General features: G+C 42.9%; 17 protein-coding genes and 2 tRNA genes. 13 read left to right on the forward strand and 6 right to left on the reverse strand.

Features of this window, described 5'->3' with window-relative positions; genetic code table 11:
* Positions 1–441 precede the first annotated feature (441 nt).
* A tRNA-Gln gene (locus HMO_RS0102415) sits at positions 442–516 on the reverse strand.
* 288 nt (positions 517–804) lie between these two features.
* Between HMO_RS0102415 and HMO_RS0102420 the strand changes: the two genes are divergently transcribed.
* Positions 805–1,569: an EAL domain-containing protein gene (locus HMO_RS0102420; RefSeq protein WP_033444409.1), complete on the forward strand. Its 765-nt coding sequence runs from the start codon at positions 805–807 to the stop codon at positions 1,567–1,569.
* A gap of 198 nt (positions 1,570–1,767) precedes the next feature.
* On the opposite strand, the gene HMO_RS0102425 is transcribed toward HMO_RS0102420, so the two are convergent.
* Positions 1,768–2,586: an F-box protein gene (locus HMO_RS0102425; RefSeq protein ID WP_010298302.1), complete on the reverse strand. Its 819-nt coding sequence runs from the start codon at positions 2,584–2,586 to the stop codon at positions 1,768–1,770.
* A gap of 653 nt (positions 2,587–3,239) precedes the next feature.
* Here HMO_RS0102425 and HMO_RS13500 point away from each other — a divergent pair.
* On the forward strand, positions 3,240–4,580 hold the full coding sequence (locus tag HMO_RS13500) for a M23 family metallopeptidase (RefSeq protein ID WP_010298304.1): 1,341 nt from the start codon (positions 3,240–3,242) through the stop codon (positions 4,578–4,580).
* 791 nt (positions 4,581–5,371) lie between these two features.
* Here HMO_RS13500 and HMO_RS13505 read toward each other — a convergent pair.
* The 4 genes from HMO_RS13505 to HMO_RS0102450 form a co-directional block, all read right to left on the reverse strand.
* Positions 5,372–5,836, reverse strand: a complete 465-nt coding sequence (locus HMO_RS13505; protein ID WP_010298307.1) for a tetratricopeptide repeat protein — start codon at positions 5,834–5,836, stop codon at positions 5,372–5,374.
* Between the two features lie 577 nt (positions 5,837–6,413).
* A complete protein-coding gene (locus HMO_RS0102440; RefSeq protein ID WP_010298309.1) occupies positions 6,414–6,614 on the reverse strand; it encodes a hypothetical protein in 201 nt (66 codons plus the stop codon).
* 97 nt (positions 6,615–6,711) lie between these two features.
* Complete coding sequence (locus HMO_RS0102445) at positions 6,712–7,326, reverse strand: ribonuclease D (RefSeq protein ID WP_010298314.1); 615 nt, start codon at positions 7,324–7,326, stop codon at positions 6,712–6,714.
* A 36-nt stretch (positions 7,327–7,362) separates the two neighbouring features.
* Positions 7,363–7,449 (reverse strand) — tRNA-Leu (locus HMO_RS0102450).
* Positions 7,450–7,671: 222 nt separating this feature from the next.
* Here HMO_RS0102450 and HMO_RS0102455 point away from each other — a divergent pair.
* The 11 genes from HMO_RS0102455 to nuoK are packed head-to-tail and all read left to right on the forward strand — an operon-like array spanning position 7,672 to position 16,871.
* The gene (locus HMO_RS0102455) at positions 7,672–8,037 is read left to right on the forward strand and encodes an NADH-quinone oxidoreductase subunit A (protein ID WP_010298317.1); all 366 of its coding nucleotides are present in this window, start codon (positions 7,672–7,674) and stop codon (positions 8,035–8,037) included.
* A 53-nt stretch (positions 8,038–8,090) separates the two neighbouring features.
* Complete coding sequence (locus HMO_RS0102460; RefSeq protein ID WP_033444468.1) at positions 8,091–8,594, forward strand: NuoB/complex I 20 kDa subunit family protein; 504 nt, start codon at positions 8,091–8,093, stop codon at positions 8,592–8,594.
* A gap of 8 nt (positions 8,595–8,602) precedes the next feature.
* Positions 8,603–9,211: an NADH-quinone oxidoreductase subunit C gene (locus HMO_RS0102465; RefSeq protein WP_010298325.1), complete on the forward strand. Its 609-nt coding sequence runs from the start codon at positions 8,603–8,605 to the stop codon at positions 9,209–9,211.
* A complete protein-coding gene (locus HMO_RS0102470) occupies positions 9,208–10,380 on the forward strand; it encodes an NADH-quinone oxidoreductase subunit D (RefSeq protein WP_010298327.1) in 1,173 nt (390 codons plus the stop codon). The genes HMO_RS0102465 and HMO_RS0102470 overlap by 4 nt, the downstream gene beginning before the upstream one ends.
* 5 nt (positions 10,381–10,385) lie before the next feature.
* Positions 10,386–11,030 (forward strand): NADH-quinone oxidoreductase subunit NuoE, encoded by a 645-nt coding sequence (nuoE, locus tag HMO_RS0102475; protein ID WP_033444469.1) that lies wholly within the window; start codon positions 10,386–10,388, stop codon positions 11,028–11,030.
* Positions 11,020–12,297 (forward strand): NADH-quinone oxidoreductase subunit NuoF, encoded by a 1,278-nt coding sequence (nuoF, locus tag HMO_RS0102480; protein ID WP_010298333.1) that lies wholly within the window; start codon positions 11,020–11,022, stop codon positions 12,295–12,297. The genes nuoE and nuoF overlap by 11 nt, the downstream gene beginning before the upstream one ends.
* Before the next feature lie 12 nt (positions 12,298–12,309).
* A complete protein-coding gene (nuoG, locus tag HMO_RS0102485; protein ID WP_010298335.1) occupies positions 12,310–14,373 on the forward strand; it encodes an NADH-quinone oxidoreductase subunit NuoG in 2,064 nt (687 codons plus the stop codon).
* A gap of 8 nt (positions 14,374–14,381) precedes the next feature.
* Positions 14,382–15,410 carry an NADH-quinone oxidoreductase subunit NuoH gene (gene nuoH, locus HMO_RS0102490; RefSeq protein WP_010298339.1) on the forward strand — a complete coding sequence of 343 codons (1,029 nt, stop codon included), beginning with the start codon at positions 14,382–14,384 and terminating at the stop codon, positions 15,408–15,410.
* A gap of 9 nt (positions 15,411–15,419) precedes the next feature.
* Complete coding sequence (gene nuoI / locus HMO_RS0102495; RefSeq protein ID WP_010298342.1) at positions 15,420–15,908, forward strand: NADH-quinone oxidoreductase subunit NuoI; 489 nt, start codon at positions 15,420–15,422, stop codon at positions 15,906–15,908.
* A gap of 28 nt (positions 15,909–15,936) precedes the next feature.
* Positions 15,937–16,548: an NADH-quinone oxidoreductase subunit J gene (locus tag HMO_RS0102500; protein WP_010298346.1), complete on the forward strand. Its 612-nt coding sequence runs from the start codon at positions 15,937–15,939 to the stop codon at positions 16,546–16,548.
* Complete coding sequence (gene nuoK, locus HMO_RS0102505; RefSeq protein WP_010298349.1) at positions 16,545–16,871, forward strand: NADH-quinone oxidoreductase subunit NuoK; 327 nt, start codon at positions 16,545–16,547, stop codon at positions 16,869–16,871. The genes HMO_RS0102500 and nuoK overlap by 4 nt, the downstream gene beginning before the upstream one ends.
* Positions 16,872–17,076: the final 205 nt, after the last annotated feature.

Below are 17,076 nucleotides of genomic sequence, written 5' to 3' on the forward strand. Positions count from 1 at the left end.
GACAGCACTTCAACTCCCCCTGAGCAAGCCTCGTCAGATTCCTCTGCAGACGACTCAAAAAAACAAGATGATGACTCGTCCAAGCCAGCTGCGGCAGAGCCTCAACCAGCAGATGCGGCATCCCAAGCAGAGACACAGCAGCCTGCCCAGCCCGATAATAAGAAAAAGAATTTATTATCAGCTATCGGCGGGAAAGAAGGAATTGGCAATCTACTTAATAAGATCACCAAGAAAAAGCAAGCCACCCCTCCAGCAGATAGCGATCAAGAAGGCGGTGATGCTGACGCACCTGCTGATAACAACAATAAACAAGACAAGATTTCCGGCGCAGTTGGCAAATTCTTGAAATTTTAACACTGCCTATATTTAAAGCAATTAAAGCTGATGCGGATCAGAACTGGCTTGAGTGAGAAATATCTTAATACTGAGAGAAGATTTAGGTGGCTGGGGTGCTAGGATTCGAACCCAGGAATGGCGGGACCAAAACCCGCTGCCTTACCACTTGGCTACACCCCAAAACATATATAAAAGATAACAAATTTTTTTATCAAAGGGAAGAGTTTTTTTGGAAAAATAATTCCTTGTAAACATTAATTTTCTTGAATTTAACTTCCGGAGCTGTCAGCTAATTTTTCCAAATTATATATTTTTTACCTTCACAAATTTTCTGTACTCCTTATAATGCATGACTTTTCACAGCCACGTGAAATATCATAAAATTTTATCTTGAAAATTTCTTCTTTAATGTTTTATAAGATCATAAGTTATTTACATAAAAGTTGAGCTAAATTTTTTAGTTATTAAATGATGATTAGAAATTTCACATCACAAGAATTAAGGCTAGCGATTTTAACGAATCAATTAGCCATTACGCTGCAGCCTAAGGTATGTTTAAAAACCTTTCAAGTAATTGGCTATGAAGCTTTATTGCGTTGGAATCATCCGAGGTATGGGTTAATTCCTGCTAATCAGTGGATCCGCATTGCGGAGGAAAGAAAATTGATCAACCATTTAACCTCTTGGTTAATTTCACAGATTGCCACATTTTTATCGCAATCTGACTCCCCGCTTCCCATTGCGATTAATATTTCTCCGGCAAGTATGACAATCCCCTATGTTAACCAAATAATTGCCATATTGCGATACCATAAGGTTCCCAGTCACCTTATCACTTTGGAACTGACGGAATCTTTAAAGGTCGAAAACTATAACATTATAGCTGGCAGCATCAACATGCTCCGCCGTGAAGGCATCCGAATTTCCTTAGATGACTTTGGCACCGGTTATAATTCCTTAAAGACCTTAGTCGAGTTAGAAGTTGATGAGATCAAGATTGACAAAAGCCTTATTCAATCTGATCACCCTAATTCTACCCTCATTCTGGCAACCTTAGCCAATCTTGCCAAAGAGATTAATATTGATATTGTGTGCGAAGGTATTGAAAACAATACTCACCTAAATAGAGCCATTAAAATTAATGCCCAGGTAGGACAAGGATATCTATTTGGTAAACCTGAACCAATTAACCACCCTCTTCCCGCCTCGGCTGCAGCCAAACAATTTGCCTAGCTTCCGTTTTCAAGAGGGGTAAGCCTCTGAAAACGGAAAGAGGGAAACTTTAAAATACATAAAACCACCTCTATTAAGAAACCTCAGCTTCTAAAAATTAGATGCTTTAACAATTTTCTCAGGTGCCCGCACCGCCTCCTCCTAAATTGCCAGTCCATAAATCAACTTCTGATTATTGTTACTATTTGTATTAAGGTCTCAAAAAGGTCTAAAATTAATTTGAGGCTCATTTGAGCTGGGCCTAAATTCTATTCCCAGGGGCATCTTATAAGAGACTCTCGACTTTTTCTTTTTACTTTCTAATTGCCTAAAATAATTAGAAACTTTTAATTCCTTTACCTCCGTTAAAGTAAGATCGTAGATCTTTTCTAGTGTCTCAATCATTCTTATATGCCTTCTTAGTTTAACAGTTTGCTGGAATCTAAATTTGAAACGTTCTAAATTAGGGATCTTCCATTCTTCTAGCTTTTTAATTCCCTCATTAATCTGGAAGAAGGAAGCTTCATCTAATTGAGGCCCTTGGAATTTCTCCAATTGTTTAACGGAGGTAACCTTATAACGTCCTCCATCAAAAATAGAGAAGACCGGAGAAAAATGATATGAGCTGAAACAAGTCGAATCTTCAAATAGCGGTAAAGACAAGCTGAAAGAAACAGATACCTTAGATGCCAAGTGAAAAGAACCCATAAATGCTTTATCCTCTAATAAATTAAAGGGTAATACCTTATTGTCCTTAGCTAATCTTTCCTTAAAGGTGCAAGACAAAAGCTCAAGCTTTTCCTGAGAAATTTTTCTAAGCCCTTGACACATAAGGCTAAGATTAGCCAAATCTGTAACATTCTGCCCTAGAAAACTTACGATATTTTCTAAAAGCTCATTAGGTAAATCTTCAAGGCTACAGGAGGGCTCACCCCTTATATTTCCTTCTCTCTCAAAAAACTCTTGAGCTTCCATAGCGCCCAATAAGGTGGGCAGACATAAGGTAACAAAGTTAAAGATGCTAAAACCATACTTCATAAAATCAACCTCTCTATTAAATTACATTTCTGTATTATTTCTAATTCATATACATATATGTATCTTTTTAAAGATCTCCAACAGGAAATATTCTTTATTTGCTTACAATTTCTGCCTTATTATCGCTTCTATATAGCTTATCAATAGTTAGAATTTGCAGTGATTGGTGATTGCCTTTTACAGCTCAGATTGTAAACATTATTATTCCATAGAGTTTTTAAGCTCATCTCCTTAGCCCCCGAAATTTACCAGTAAACTTTTATTACCATTTTGCAGGACCTTAAGCTGTTAAAGAATAGTATGAGTAAAACAGAAATAAAAGATGCTTGCTTTTATATTGTTTAGCTCGTATGGTAAAATTACAAAGTGGCGCGGATCCTTTTAATGGTGCGCCTTAATGCGCCAACAACCAACTTTATTGGTTAATTAACTCATCAGCGCTTCCGCTAAGGTAATCTTAGCCCCTTATAGCCCTTCTCCTTAAGCCTTTCTCTAGGGAATCAAACGATAAAACGCCCACAGGAAAAATCATCATAAATTCTCTTATCTAACCTTTATTGACAACCATATTATGGTTCTGGCAGTATTTAATATGTTAATCCTTTGTTAATATATTATTCTGTTTTTTATGTAAGTCTGTATAGGAGGAACAATTGGCTGGCCTAAATAAAACTAATATTATTGCTATCTCAACAATCTTTCTGGCCTCCTCCATTGCTTTTCATAGTTACCTTTCAGACTCCAGCGATCCTAGCAAGGTGCTGCCGTCAGAAGCAAATACCCAACCTATCTCCAATAATTCTTCTGGTAGCGTCATCATTAACGCTTCACCCATAGCTTTAACCGAGCCAGTATCGCGAGAACGCAAAACGACCTTTTCTCTCGGTAAGAACGAAAACCTGATGACGGTGTTAACAAACTTAGGATTTGACAGAAAACATGCAGCCCATGCGGTTTCTGAACTAAGAAAGGTTTACAATCCAAAAGCTTTAAAGCAAGGACAAGAGCTTTCTATAGAATATAACGCTGCCGAGGGAACAGAGTCAGCCAAGTTGAAGACACTCAACTTTAAAACTTCAGCTGGCAATTCTATCGAATTAAAATATGATAATGATCAATTTACAGCGCAAAAATTCGAGGTCAAGCTTTTAAAAAGGCTCTGCAAAGTTGAAGGCCACATTAATTCAAGCTTTTATTCTGCGGCTCTTAAGCGGGGTGTTCCTGCGAGTATCGTAAAAGACGCAATCTCTGCCTTAAGCTATGATATTAACTGGCAGCATGATCCGCAGTCCGGCGATGAATTCAAAATATTATTTGAGGTCTTTGAAGATGAAGCTGGGAATATTATCAAGACAGGCGACCTGAAATTTGCTGCTTTTGCCCCCCAAGGGAACTGGAGAAAAATCTACGCCTTTAAAACCGCCAGTGGCGCAGGTTTTTATAATGATAAAGGCGAAAGCGTCATCAAAGGTTTGCTCGCCACACCGCTAGATCCTACAAAAATGCGGATTACGTCTCGTTTTGGTCGGCGTACCCATCCTATTCTTGGCTTTTCGAAAATGCACAAAGGCATTGATTTTGGCGCCCCGATTGGCACCCCCGTTGCTTCAGCTGGCGAAGGCGTAGTAATAAAGGCCGGCTGGAATGGAGCCTATGGGAATTATGTCTTAATTAAGCACAACAATCAGTACTCGACAGCTTACGCTCATCTCAGCAGAATCAACGTTAAAGTCGGCCAAAGAGTGCGTCAGCGTCAAAATATTGGCTCCGTTGGCACCACTGGTCGCTCTACTGGCCCCCATCTGCACTATGAAGTCATCTGTAATGGCCAACAGGTAAATCCTTTATCGGTCAAGCAGTTACCGGCGATCCGCTTAAATCCTAAAGAATTGGCCCAGTTCCAGCAAGTTAAGAGCCAGTGTGATACCGATATGCAGACCGCCGCCCCAGCAGCTCAGCTGGCCTCTTTAAAGATGCCAGTAAGTATAGGTTAGGTAGTCGATTCTGAAGAAAAGTTCCTCGAGAAAAGTCCTTTACTGCGCTCAGTGTACTTTTCTCCAATTTATGTTGAGTTTGTAAGGCTTGAAGCGGTTCTGCGCCTTCCCAACAAACAGAAAAAGATTTTTGAAGGCAGCTTTTTTGCAAGTTCACCTTATTTAATACTAAAACCTTGCAAAGTTATAGGGGGACTAAATTCTATATAGTCTATTTATTTCAATGAATTAATTAATACTTCAGAGAGAAGTAGGTAGATTAAAAGAGTCCTATTGCGCTTAACTTTATTAGCTTTAAACAGCAGTATCTTCAAAAAACTGATAGGATAGGCACTCCCTCACCTCTTCTTCTTAGAGCGTAAAAGTAGTGAGATTAAGCTCTGCCTTTACGTAAGCAGGGCTTTTTCTTATTGCTACCTCTTAAGTCGACGTCAACCGGGTCCTTTCCTAACTGATCTTAATCTATAGTCACAATTTCTATTAAAAGCGAAGATGAGGAAGATGAGAGATTAATTCTTTCTTTTCAGAGAAGAAGAAAAGCACGCTGAGCCCATTAAGTGACCTTTCTTCCAGGTATACAAACAAGTAACAATTATTTCTTTAGGGATGCCTTTTTATAGATCCATTTGAATTGGTCAATTTAAAGCATCACTGTTTTATGGCTTAGTTACTCCCCTAAGCAAGGATAGATTGATTTGAGAAGTTGGTTACGTTCATAAACACCCTGATATAATATATCAAGAAATCCATTTTTAATATAAGCCACAATAGCGATTTACTCTTGAAGAAACTCAAGGTTTGCGCGTTGTGCTGTCATTGTTTGCTCTGGCGAGTCCTTGCGTTGCAGCCTTCATAAACCACTCAAAAGCTAAGGTCTCATTCTTCTCAACTCCTTTGCCTTCTAAGTAACATTCCCCTATAGCATACTGGGCTTCTGGATAACCCGCTTCTGCCTGAACCATAAGTTCATCAAAACTAAACCCCAAATAACTATGATCAGTGTTCTCAGCGCCCTTTTCACAACTACTTTTCTCTTCGGGGGATGCGGCCTGCTCCATTAAGCCTTCACAAGAATTAGCTTCTTCTCTACGGATATCAATATTGTTATGTAATAGGATGTCAGGGGCGTGAAGTTGCGTAGTTCTTGTTCGCAAGCCCTCGCTGCTTAGGGGGATGTCGTTTACTGAGACTTTGTCTACGACACAAGCCAGAACTATGCTACTTGCTAGCAACAATTTTATAAGTATCTCCTGCATTGAACACCTTATTGGCAAATAAACACTAATATTTTAATTAAAATCAATATATCTACCACAATTTACTGCACAATAAAATCTAGAAGTTATCTCATCTGCTATTTTTGCGAAGCACATCTACAGGGAGCCTATTAAGGATAATTAGAAAGGTTAAGGCTTATAAACGGGTTAGTCTTAGGCAGTAAGGGATCCAATTCTAAGAAAATAGCTCCCGCTCTCTTCTTTCCTCTATATTAGAAGCTATTTGAAAAGGAGGTATGTAAATTTACTCTAGAAAAAATGTGTGGCAGCTGTATTTTGTTGAATAAAATTGCTCCCACAAGAGAATGATAAGGATAACAGAGAAAATTGGAAGCATAGCAAGAATGGAAAATTAATTCTCCCTTCATGCACAAGAAGAAAAGTGTAACGTTTCTTTTGACACTTCACAGATAACACTTGAATTGGAATACTCAAGAATTCATAGATACACGCTTAACTCAAAGCGTACGGAAAAGTTCAGTTCTTTAACTCTTTAAACATTTAGGCCCGTTAGTCGGGGATCGACTACTGGCCAACTAAAGATCTTTGAGAGTCTTTAGCTATTTTCAGGCTTAGGGTCTTTGGTTTGCAAGGTGCGAGAGCCATCTTTTTTTACCGTTGCTTTAGTTACCTCTTGCACTTGCTGCTCCTTTACTTTTAAAGAAAGCTGAACAGCACCGGATAAATCGCTCTCCCTACGATGCGCATCTAAGATATTGGCTGACGTAAAGAGGTGCAGATTGAATGGATATTGCATACTTGAATCCTCCGTGTAAAGACTGTGCTCTACCCTTTATAGATAGGAGTTTTTTTATGGAGTTCAAGACTTGACGGTAAAGATTCTGTTAATAATTTTAATGAGAAAAGATATCAAAATCTTCGCCGGCCAACAGATCCAAGTAAGCACGCGTTAAAATGAAATGAAAACATTCTTGTGCCAATTCCAGACGCCCCTCTTTTTCAAGGCGTACATCCAAGATCTTTTTCAGCTGATGCAAATAAAGAACATCAGTCGCCGCATACTTTTTCTGGTCCTCAGATAAGTCATCCGCCCCCCAATAGGAGCTTTGCTCTTGCTTAGAGATCTCGACGCCTAACAATTCTTTACACAGTTCCTTGAGACCATGGCGATCAGTATAAGTGCGCACAAGTTTGGAGGCAATCTTAGTACAGTAAATATTGCTTAGGGAAATCCCAAAAGTATGCATCAGCACAGCAACATCAAAGCGAGCATAGTGGAAAATCTTCTCAACCGTATCGTCGCTCAATAAAGCAATAAGATTCTCGGGATAAACCTCACCCGTAGGGTCCATTTGCACTAGGTGACAATTGCCATCCCCCGAAGACAACTGGACCAAACATAAACGGTCGCGACTGGGCTTCAGGCCCATGGTTTCTGTATCAATCGCGACAGATTGGCCCAAATCAAGATCAGCTGGCAGATCATTCTTGTAGAAGAAAATTTTCATGAATGTCTGCTCCTTAAACCTGATTAATGTGTTAGATGGTGCCCAAAAGAAGACTCGAACTTCCACGGGGAAACCCCCGCCAGCACCTGAAGCTGGTGCGTCTACCAATTCCGCCATTTGGGCATAGTTCTTATGTAAAAGATCCGTCCCTAAACTGTCAAGGTCTTTATATCAACCCGATGTTACTAAAATTTTAGTTATAGGCTTAAAAAATTGACCACAATAGTTAATACAGCGTAATAACAAAGGCTTCGAATAAAAGAAAAAATTTTAAATACCCTAGTGCAATGGTTTTAAAACCATGATACTGTGACATTAAAGTCTATTGATGATGAGACGGGGGAAATGGAAGGGTATCTCACTAATTACTTGCCAATCCTTGTATTTTTAGGATTAGCAGCAGGCTTATCGATAGCATTGGTTGTTATATCGTGGCTCCGCGGCGAAAATAAGCCTGATCCAGAAAAACTCTCCTCCTATGAATGTGGCTTTGAGCCCTTTGGCGAATCGCGGAGTAAGTTTGATGTCCGCTTTTATCTCGTCGCAATTTTATTTATAATTTTTGATCTTGAAATTGCCTTCCTATTTCCTTGGGCGATTACATTAAGCCACATTGGCTGGGTGGGATTTTGTTCAATGATGGCCTTTCTGGCAGTCTTAACAGTTGGATTTATCTATGAATGGCGCAAAGGAGCACTAGATTGGGAATGAAAAATCACCAGCATACTAATTATGAGACTATTCGTAGTACGCTTCCTGCCGACATGCAGGACGAAAAGCTTCTCTTTCAGTCACTCAATGATGAGATCAATTCTAAAGGCTACATTTTAACTCAAATTGATAAAGTCGTTGGTTGGGCCCAAGCCGGGTCGCTGTGGCCTATGACCTTTGGTCTGGCCTGCTGTGCTGTTGAAATGATGCATACGGCCGCCAGTCGCTATGACTTGGATAGATTTGGGATGCTTTTCCGCCCTTCTCCCCGACAATCGGATTTAATGATTGTCGCCGGCACCTTGACCAATAAAATGGCACCAGCGCTACGCAAGGTTTACGATCAAATGCCAGAACCGCGGTGGGTATTGTCCATGGGAAGTTGTGCGAATGGGGGCGGCTATTACCATTACTCTTACTCTGTAACTCGCGGATGCGATCGCATTGTGCCTGTGGATGTCTATGTTCCCGGATGTCCTCCCACAGCTGAAGGCCTGCTTTATGGCTTGCTTTTATTACAGCAGAAAATTAGACGTCGCGGCAACATTGTGCTCTAGGTGAAAATATGGAAAAACTGGATCATTTAACTACCGTTGTCCAAGAGGCACTTGGACCTGACTTAATTAAAGCTCAGCAATATAAGGATGAATTAACGATTGAAACCTATGCAGGATCTATCGTTCGCGTTCTCACTATCTTAAGAGATCACCCCAACTGCCTATTTAGAATTTTACTCGATGTGTGTGGCGTTGATTACCCGGATGATCATAAGCGATTTAGAGTTGTCTATCATCTGTTAAGCATCGAACTTAATTTAAGGATTCGGGTTAAAGTTGCTTTAGTTGAAGGCATGGATATTCCCTCTGTGAGTGGTGTCTATAACTCAGCCAACTGGTATGAAAGAGAAACCTTCGATTTATATGGGATCATCTTCTCTGATCATCCTAACTTGCGGCGACTATTAACGGATTACGAATTTCAGGGTCACCCGCTGCGCAAAGATTTTCCGTTAACAGGATACGTTGAAGTTCGCTACAACGAAGAAAAACACAAGGTAATCTACGAGCCCGTCTCTCTAGCCCAAGATTACCGTAATTTTGATTATTTAAGTCCTTGGGAAGGTATGCTTCACAAGAAAAACCCACTGCCTGGCGATGAGAAGGCGAGCTCATGAGTGATAAGAAAACCTATACCTTAAACTTTGGTCCTCAGCATCCTGCGACCCATGGGGTGTTAAGATTACTATTAGATTTGGATGGTGAAGTAGTTGAACGCGCTGATCCCCATATTGGGTTTCTGCATCGTGGTACTGAAAAACTCATTGAATATAAGACCTATTTACAAGCGCTCCCCTACTTTGATCGGCTAGACTATGTGGCGCCGATGAATCAGGAGCATGCCTATATCCTGGCGGTGGAAAAGTTATTGAATGTTAAGGTACCAAGCCGGGCTCAATATATCCGCGTCCTTTTCTCTGAGTTAGGACGGATTACCAACCATCTCTTAAATATTACGACCTTTGCTATGGACGTGGGGGCGATTACTCCGCTCCTCTATGGCTTTGAAGAGCGTGAAAAGATTATGGAGTTCTATGAACGGGTATGCGGGGCTCGTCTCCATGCGGCCTACGTTCGCCCCGGTGGTGTCCATCAAGATATGACGCCAAATCTTATTGCTGATATTTATCAGTTTGCCCAGAGTTTTCCGAAAGTGATCGATGACATTGAGGAACTTCTGACAGAAAACCGTATCTTTAAACAGAGAACCGTTGATATTGGCGTAATCTCCGCTCAAGATGCTTTGGACTGGGGCTTTACGGGACCAGTGCTGCGTGCCTCCGGCGTGCCATGGGATTTGCGTAAATCTCAGCCCTATGAGATCTATGAAGAGCTTGATTTTGACATTCCGACGGGTAAGTACGGCGATTGTTATGATCGTTACCTAGTGCGGGTGGCAGAGATGAGAGAATCTGTTAAGCTGGTGCAGCAATGTATCGACAAAATGCCGACCGGACCGATTGTTACCGATGATCGCAAGGTGACACCACCGCCGCGCACCGAGATGAAACATTCCATGGAAGCCTTAATCCATCACTTTAAGCTTTATACAGAAGGGTTCCATGTTCCTGCAGGAGAGGTTTATACAGCTGTAGAGGCTCCTAAAGGAGAATTTGGGGTCTACTTAATTTCCGATGACAGCAATCGTCCTTATCGCTGCAAAATTCGGGCTCCTGGATTTGCCTTCCTGCAAGCAACAGATTTCCTTTCTCGCGGCCATATGCTCGCTGACGTAACAGCGATTGTAGGGTCCCTCGACATTGTTTTCGGAGAGATTGACCGGTGAAAAACATGACAGCAAAACCCAACGAAGACCAACCTCAATTTATTTTCTCTCCTGAAAATATGGAGAAGGTAAAAAAGTACATTGCCAAGTATCCAGAAGGACGCCAAGCCAGCGCGGTTATTCCCCTCCTTGATTTAGGACAGCGTCAAAATGGGGGCTGGGTCTCTCAAGCCGTTATTGAAGAAGTGGCGCGCCTGTTGGCCATGCCGCCAATGCGCGTGCATGAAGTTGCGGCTTTTTATACAATGTTTAACTTAAAGCCGGTGGGCAAGCATCACATTCAGCTGTGCGGCACAACACCTTGCTGGCTAAGAGGAGCCGCAGACCTTAAAACTGCTTGCATGGACCACCTTAAAATTGCAGAGGGTGGAGTTTCGGCTGACGGTAAATTTAGCTTGATGGAAGTCGAATGTTTAGGGGCTTGTGTCAATGCCCCGGTCGTGCAAATTAATGACGACTATTATGAAGACTTGAGTCCGGCCACTTTTGTAAAGCTTCTTGATGAGTTAGCTCAAGGTAAAGAGGTTAAAACTGGTTCCCAGATCGGCCGCCAATGTTCGTCGCCGGCCCAATGTGCGACAACAACTGAAGCTCCTGAAGCTAAAGCCCCCAAGACACCACGCAAGAAGAAGGTGAAAGATGCTGAGTAATCAAGACAGAATTTTCACAAATCTTTATGGATATGAGCCCGCTGCTTTAGCCAGCGCTAAAAAGCGCGGTGATTGGGATAAAACCAAAGATTTTATTGCCAAAGGCCGCGACTGGGTTATCGAGGAAGTTAAGAACTCAGGTTTGCGTGGCCGCGGTGGGGCCGGCTTCTCAACCGGCTTAAAATGGTCATTTATGCCTAAAAATGATCCGCGTCCGTCTTATCTGGTCATCAACGCGGATGAGTCTGAGCCCGGCACCTGTAAAGATCGCGATATTATTCGTAACGAGCCCCATAAGCTTATTGAAGGAGCGTTAATTGCAGCCTTCGCCATTGGCGCTCACAGCTGCTATATCTATATTCGTGGTGAATATTATCGTGAAGCAGAAGCCTTGCAAACAGCCGTTGACGAAGCTTATGCAGCAGGCTTATTAGGTAAAAATGCAGCTAAAACCGGTTGGGACTTTGATCTCTATGTCCACCGAGGTGCGGGCGCCTATATTTGCGGTGAGGAATCAGCTCTGCTTGAGAGCCTGGAAGGACGCAAAGGTTTTCCACGCCTAAAACCACCGTTTCCGGCCATGGCCGGCTTATACGGCTGCCCAACAACCGTGAACAATGTTGAAAGTATTGCTGTCGTTCCCACTATTTTAAGGCGCGGCGCTGCGTGGTTCGCAAGCTTTGGCCGCCCTAACAATAGTGGCACCAAGGTTTTCTGTATTTCCGGCCATGTTAACAACCCGTGTAATGTGGAAGAAGCTATGAGCGTTCCTTTACGCGAGCTGATCGAAAAGCATGCCGGTGGCGTGCGAGGCGGATGGGATAATTTGAAAGCAATTATTCCCGGTGGCTCGTCGGTCCCCCTTCTCCCCAAAGAGATCTGCGACAGCGTATTAATGGACTTTGATGCTTTGCGAGAAGTGCGCTCTGGATTGGGCACCGCAGCGGTGATTGTCATGGATAAATCAACCGATGTTATTAAAGCCATTGCACGGCTATCCAAATTTTATATGCACGAAAGTTGCGGTCAATGTACGCCCTGCCGTGAAGGAACCGGCTGGATGTGGCGGATGATGGAACGTTTGGTCAAAGGCCAAGGTGAGATCTCTGATATTGATAAGCTTGAAGAAGTGTCGCGCCAAATTGAAGGACACACCATTTGCGCTTTGGGTGACGCAGCTGCCTGGCCCGTCCAAGGCTTGATTCGCCATTTCCGTTCTGAATTGGAAGATCGCATCCGTGCTTATGCTAAGAAAAATGCAGCTTAAAGGAAAATAGTTATGCCGAAATTGACCATCAATGATAAAGAAATCGACGTCGAAAATGGCCTGACCGTGCTGCAAGCTTGCGAGCAAGCCGGATTCGAAATTCCTTACTTCTGTTATCATCCGCGTTTATCGATCGCTGGTAATTGCCGGATGTGCTTAGTGGAAATGGAAAAATCACCAAAACCGATTGCAAGCTGTGCCATGCCAGTGGCGGAAGGAATGGTTATCCGGACCAATACGCCGCTTGTGGAAAAGGCGCGTAAAGGGGTGCTTGAGCTCTTGCTTATCAACCATCCTTTAGATTGCCCCATTTGTGATCAGGGCGGCGAATGTGATCTTCAGGATTTAACTGTAAGTTATGGCCCCTCCACTAGTCGCTTCGATCTCAATAAAAGAGCGGTAAGTAATAAGTATATGGGGCCCTTAATTAAGACCATAATGACACGGTGTATTCATTGCACCCGCTGCGTGCGTTTCGCCACTGAAATTGCAGGCACCCCAGAAATGGGCGGCATTCATCGCGGTGAACATACTGAAATTACCAGTTACTTGGAAGGCGCTTTAAGCTCTGAACTATCTGGCAACCTAATCGATGTTTGCCCGGTGGGAGCGTTGACCAATAAACCCTACACCTTTCATGGACGGCCGTGGGAATTAACCAAGACAAATAGTATTGATGTTATGGATGCGGTAGGATCTAACATTCGCATCGACACCCGTGGTCAACAAGTTATGCGGGTGCTGCCGCGCCTTAATGAGGAAATCAATGAAGAATGGATTAGCGATAAAACCCGCTTTTCCTATGATGGCCTAGCCCGCCAACGCCTGGATAAGGCCTACATTCGCAAAGAAGGTAAACTAACGGCTGTTCCTTTAACAGAAGCGATTAATACAGTGGCCCATGTGTTAAAGGCGACGCCTGCCAATGAAATTGCAGCATTAAGTGGCGACTTAGCAGATTGTGAATCAGTTACCGTTTTAAAAGAGTTAATGTTAGCCTTAGGCTCCCCTCACCTAGACTGCCGCGTTGATGAAACAGTTCATGACGCCAGCAATCGGTCAACCTATATCTTTAACAGCACCATTGCCGGCATAGAAGAGAGCGACTTCATTCTCATTATCGCTTCCAATGTTCGCCATGAGGCACCGTTAATTAACGCCCGAATTCGCAAAAGATATCTTCAAGGTGGCTTAAACGTTGCCGCGGTGGGACAAGCCTATGATTTAACCTATCCTTATACGCATGTCAGTGAACAGGCGCCGGTGATTAAGGAAATCCTGGAAGATGCACATCCGATTTGCGCGCAACTGAAAGCAGCCCGCAAGCCGATGATCATTATTGGCCAAGGGGCTCTCAATCGCCGTGATAGCCGTGAAATTCTTCGCCTTTGCCAAGAGATCGCTGAAAAGTATAATATGATTCAGGATGATTGGAATGGCTTTAATGTCTTGCATACGGCCGCAGGCCGTGTGGGTGCGTTAGACTTAGGATTTGTTCCTCAGGATAAAGGCCTAAATGTGCATGAGATTCTTGTGGCCTGCCAGCGTGGACAAATTAAGACCATCCTGTTGAACAATGTTGATAATATTCCGGGAGGCAGTTTTGGTGAGGCGTGTGTGATCTACATAGGGCATCATGGTGATGAAGGGGCGCACCGAGCCGACATTATCTTACCGGGCTTGGCTTACACTGAAAAGTTTGCCACCTATGTCAATACAGAAGGCAGGCCGCAGCAAACAGAAAAAGCCGTAGCTAACCCTGGGGAAGCTCAAGAAGACTGGTGGTTACTCAATGAAGTGGCAGTGAAATTAGGCTTCAACTTTAAATTTGAGACCCGCCAAGATATCATCCAGAAAATGATTGAGATCAATCCCATTTTTGCCAAGCTCAACCAAGTTAGCGCTGCGCCTTGGACTAAAATTATCTCGAAATATCCTGAAACATTGAGCCATATTTCTTTTAAATCGCCTATCGTTAACTTCTATATGACGGATCCGATTAGTCGGCATTCCAGCATTATGGCAGCATGTATGGCGGAAATTGTTGGCAGTGGCTGCAGTAAAAAATGCGCATAGGAGGGCACATGGATTTTGCAATGATTTATTCCCAACTTCAAACCTATGCCATTGACATGGCGACAATTGCTATCAAATCACTGCTATTAATTGTGCCTCTTATTTTAGGAGTGGCTTATCTAACTTATGCAGAACGGCGCATTATTGGGCTGATGCAGATGCGCAAAGGCCCGAATGTAACAGGATGGTTTGGCCTCTTGCAACCCATTGCCGATGCTCTCAAGTTAATGCATAAAGAAAACATTGTCCCTACCCTTGCCAACAAGTATCTTTTTATCTTGGCCCCGGTGATTACCTTTACGCTATCGATTGCCGCCTGGGCGGTGATTCCCTTTGATTATGGCTGGGTTTTTGCTGATATCAATGTTGGCGTTTTGTACCTCTTTGCCGTGTCTTCTTTAAGCGTTTATGGCATTATTATTGCGGGCTGGGCCAGCAACTCACGCTATGCCTTTCTCGGCGCTTTGCGCTCCGCCGCTCAGATGGTATCGTATGAAGTTTCGATCGGACTGGTTATTATTTCCGTGTTATTATGTGTGGGCTCCCTTAACCTAACTAAAATTGTCGAAGCACAAAAAGGTCTATGGTTTGCAATTCCACTATTGCCCATGTTTATCATTCACTTTATCTCAGCCTTGGCAGAGACCAATCGCAATCCCTTTGACTTACCCGAAGCTGAATCAGAGTTAGTGGCAGGTTACCACGTCGAATATTCTTCCCTTTCCTTTGCTCTCTTTTTCTTGGGTGAGTATGCGAATATGATTTTACAGAGCGCAATTTCTGCCCTTTTGTTCTTAGGGGGATGGTTACCGCCCATGGATATCTTTCCGCTCAATTTAATTCCTGGCTTTATCTGGTTTATCTTAAAAATATGCTTTTTATTGTTTATTTTTCTATGGGTGCGTGCTACCTTGCCGCGGTATCGCTATGACCAATTAATGCGACTCGGCTGGAAAGTATTTTTACCTTTTACTCTGGTCTGGGTCGTCTTAAGTGCAGGATTCTTAATGTTTATGGGCTGGCTGCCTAAGATATAGGAGGAATAGATGTCAACCTTATTTAAACGCCTTCGTCATTGGGCCCTAGTCGAAATTGCCAAGGGAATGTGGCTTACTTTACGCTATTTATTTCGCCCCAAGGTGACAATTAATTATCCTTATGAGAAAGGATCGTTAAGCCCGCGGTTTCGGGGCGAGCATGCGTTACGCCGTTATCCCAATGGGGAAGAAAGATGCATTGCTTGTAAGCTGTGTGAAGGCATCTGCCCAGCCCAAGCCATCACTATTGAAGCCGAAGAGCGGGAAGATGGTAGCCGCCGCACCACCCGCTATGATATTGATATGACCAAGTGTATCTATTGCGGCTTTTGCCAAGAAGCCTGCCCCGTTGATGCCATTGTTGAAGGTCCTAACTTTGAATTTTCAACCTTTACTCATCCTGAACTTTATTATGATAAGGAACGCCTTTTAGCAAATGGCGAACGGTGGGAAAGAGAGATAGCAGACAACTTACGTAAAGATGCTCCGTATCGCTAGGATAAATATTGTTGTATAGGAATCAAAAATGATTGGTGAAGCCTTATTATTTTACATGTTTGCTGGCATTTTGATTATGTCAGCCTGTGGGGTCATTCTAGCCCGCAATCCCGTGCATTCGGTGTTATTTCTTATTGTCTGTTTCCTTAATGGCACGGGGCTTTTCTTGCTGTTACAAGCAGAACTATTAGCAATGTTACTTTCTATCGTTTATGTTGGTGCCGTAGCAGTACTGTTCTTATTCATTGTCATGATGTTGGATATTGATTTCCAAGAACTGCGGCAAGGCTTTTCTAGATATGCCCCCTTCTCGGCTTTAATTGGCATCATTCTGGCGGCAGAACTGGCCTTGGTGATGTGGACTTGGCCGGCAACCAAGCAACTGACTAAGACCGTGGCCTTACACAGCTCAACGATGACCAATACGCAAATGGTTGGCAGTGTACTTTATACCGACTATATCTTACCCTTCCAACTCGCTGGTTTGATCTTATTGGTGGCTATGATTGGAGCTATTACTCTTACACTGCGTTTTAGGCCAGAAACACGCCGCCAGGATCCGAATCAACAGATGCGCCGCCACCCATCAGATACATTGACACTCCATAAAATTGAATCTGGCAAAGGAGTCTCCCTATGATATTAGATCAAGCGCTTACCATTGGATTAAGCCATTATTTAGTGCTCGCCGCGCTGCTGTTTACAGTTGGTATTATGGGGATCTTTCTGAATCGCCGCAATGTGATCATCATCTTGATGTCCATTGAATTAATCCTGTTATCTGTAAACATTAACTTTGTAGCCTTTTCTTGCTATCTTCAAGATCTAGCAGGGCAGATTTTTACGATTTTCATTTTAACGGTTGCTGCTGCTGAAGCAGCCATCGGCTTGGCAATCTTGGTGGTGTACTTCCGTAATCGCCACACCATAAAAGTTGATGACGCTTCGCGTATGCATGGATAAGCACTTAACACGAAGACCAGAAAAAGGATCAGTATTAAGGGGGACAAATATCTTGTCCCCCTTTTTAATGATAAGCTTAAGAAGAAGCTTTCTTAATAAATAATTTTCTTTCTGCTACGGTAAATTTTATCTTATAAGTTGAGCTTTTGGAGTTGAATACAAAGTTCATCTGCTGTAGCTAATAATAATGCACCCACAACAGCGG

Origin of the sequence: Candidatus Odyssella thessalonicensis L13 (assembly GCF_000190415.1) — a bacterium.
Taxonomy (GTDB): Bacteria; Pseudomonadota; Alphaproteobacteria; order Paracaedibacterales; family Paracaedibacteraceae; genus Paracaedibacter; species Paracaedibacter thessalonicensis.

Coding starts and splice junctions, on each gene's coding strand:
- nuoH (WP_010298339.1), top strand. CDS start 14,382: ATGGATTTTGCAATGATTTATTCCCAACTTCAAACCTATGCCATTGAC.
- HMO_RS0102465 (WP_010298325.1), top strand. CDS start 8,603: ATGGAAAAACTGGATCATTTAACTACCGTTGTCCAAGAGGCACTTGGA.
- HMO_RS0102470 (WP_010298327.1), top strand. CDS start 9,208: ATGAGTGATAAGAAAACCTATACCTTAAACTTTGGTCCTCAGCATCCT.
- nuoF (WP_010298333.1), top strand. CDS start 11,020: ATGCTGAGTAATCAAGACAGAATTTTCACAAATCTTTATGGATATGAG.
- nuoG (WP_010298335.1), top strand. CDS start 12,310: ATGCCGAAATTGACCATCAATGATAAAGAAATCGACGTCGAAAATGGC.
- HMO_RS0102445 (WP_010298314.1), bottom strand. CDS start 7,326: ATGAAAATTTTCTTCTACAAGAATGATCTGCCAGCTGATCTTGATTTG.
- HMO_RS0102460 (WP_033444468.1), top strand. CDS start 8,091: ATGCAGGACGAAAAGCTTCTCTTTCAGTCACTCAATGATGAGATCAAT.
- nuoE (WP_033444469.1), top strand. CDS start 10,386: ATGACAGCAAAACCCAACGAAGACCAACCTCAATTTATTTTCTCTCCT.
- HMO_RS0102455 (WP_010298317.1), top strand. CDS start 7,672: ATGGAAGGGTATCTCACTAATTACTTGCCAATCCTTGTATTTTTAGGA.
- nuoK (WP_010298349.1), top strand. CDS start 16,545: ATGATATTAGATCAAGCGCTTACCATTGGATTAAGCCATTATTTAGTG.
- HMO_RS0102425 (WP_010298302.1), bottom strand. CDS start 2,586: ATGAAGTATGGTTTTAGCATCTTTAACTTTGTTACCTTATGTCTGCCC.
- HMO_RS0102500 (WP_010298346.1), top strand. CDS start 15,937: ATGATTGGTGAAGCCTTATTATTTTACATGTTTGCTGGCATTTTGATT.
- HMO_RS0102440 (WP_010298309.1), bottom strand. CDS start 6,614: ATGCAATATCCATTCAATCTGCACCTCTTTACGTCAGCCAATATCTTA.
- HMO_RS0102420 (WP_033444409.1), top strand. CDS start 805: ATGATGATTAGAAATTTCACATCACAAGAATTAAGGCTAGCGATTTTA.
- nuoI (WP_010298342.1), top strand. CDS start 15,420: ATGTCAACCTTATTTAAACGCCTTCGTCATTGGGCCCTAGTCGAAATT.
- HMO_RS13505 (WP_010298307.1), bottom strand. CDS start 5,836: ATGCAGGAGATACTTATAAAATTGTTGCTAGCAAGTAGCATAGTTCTG.